The 1,078-nt window shown below is 72.0% G+C and carries 2 protein-coding genes and 1 pseudogene; 2 read left to right on the forward strand and 1 reads right to left on the reverse strand.

Annotation, left to right across the window (positions count from 1 at the left end):
- Positions 1-382: transposase zinc-binding domain-containing protein (locus QMX83_RS21495; protein ID WP_282298655.1), on the reverse strand; the 382-nt coding region annotated here is incomplete at its 3' end.
- Between the two features lie 109 nt (positions 383-491).
- Between QMX83_RS21495 and QMX83_RS21500 the strand changes: the two genes are divergently transcribed.
- Both QMX83_RS21500 and QMX83_RS21505 read left to right on the forward strand, forming a co-directional pair.
- Positions 492-686, forward strand: coding sequence for a hypothetical protein (locus tag QMX83_RS21500; protein ID WP_052156759.1), 195 nt, complete (start codon positions 492-494; stop codon positions 684-686).
- Positions 687-832: 146 nt separating this feature from the next.
- Positions 833-1,078, forward strand: a pseudogene (locus QMX83_RS21505) (hypothetical protein); the annotation flags it as partial.

Raw genomic sequence — 1,078 nt, forward strand, 5'->3', positions numbered from 1 at the left:
CGAACAGGAAACGCAAGGGGTACGGAAAGCTCAGCACCCATTGCCGCACAGGCCGCGGGCCGAACACCTCCTCGACCAGGTGCCGCGCCGACTCGGCCATGCGTCGCGCGCCGCAACTCGGGCAGAACCCGCGCTTCTTGCAGGAGAAGGCCACCAGCCTCTCTGCACGGCAGTGCTCGCACACCACCCGCAGGAAGCCGTGCTCGAGCACGCCGCAACGCAGGTAGGCATCGAACGCCTCGCGGACATATCCGGGCAGCGAGCGGCCCTCCGCTTCGATCCGTACAATGAAGTCCGGGTAGTGCGCCTCTACCAACGCGTACAGCAGCGTGCGCTCGGGCGCGTGGCGCGCGTACCGCGAACCGGTGTGGGCGGACGGCAGTGGCGCGCATCCCGCGGCTTGCCGCCGGGATGTGGCGAGGCGCGGCACGCAGCGCTCCGGTGCGGGGACGGCTGCTCAGTGTTGCGCCTGTGTTCGCACGTTCGTATCGGTGCGTTCTGATCTTCGCGTCAGACATTGCCGCGGCGACTCCCGCCTCGACCGCCTCGACACCCAGGTGCAGGGGGCGGCCCAGAGCGCCGAATCCGCCAATCAGGGCGCCCAGCGCGCCAACCAGCGCCTCGACCAGATCGAAGGCCGCGTGCAGCGGCTGGAGTCGTCGCCGCGCCGCGTGCCGCGCGGGTGAGCACGCACTCCGCTTGACCGACCGGCGCGGGGATCCGTCGCCTGCGCGGCGCGGATCCCCGCGTTGGATGGTGTTCCGCCCCCGAGGAGCTTCCCATCCGTACTTTCCCCCACTCCCTCTCCCACCCGGGCCGGCGCGCGGTTGCGCTGGCCCTGGCGCTGGCGCTGGCCAGCGTGGGCGCCCCCGCCAGCGCGCGCGACGACGGCACCCCGCCGGTGACGTCACTGGACGAACTGCCCCGCGGCCAGGACGTCTCCGACACGGTGATCGAACTGGCCGGCTGGGTCGTCGCCTCCGGCGACAGCCAGGGCTATCCCTTCGCGATCATGGACAAGGCCGCCGCCCAGATCCTCGTGTTCGGCGGCGATGGTCGCCTGCGCGGCGCCGCGCCC

The organism is Stenotrophomonas sp. PS02289 (assembly GCF_029960115.1).
GTDB lineage: Bacteria > Pseudomonadota > Gammaproteobacteria > Xanthomonadales > Xanthomonadaceae > Stenotrophomonas.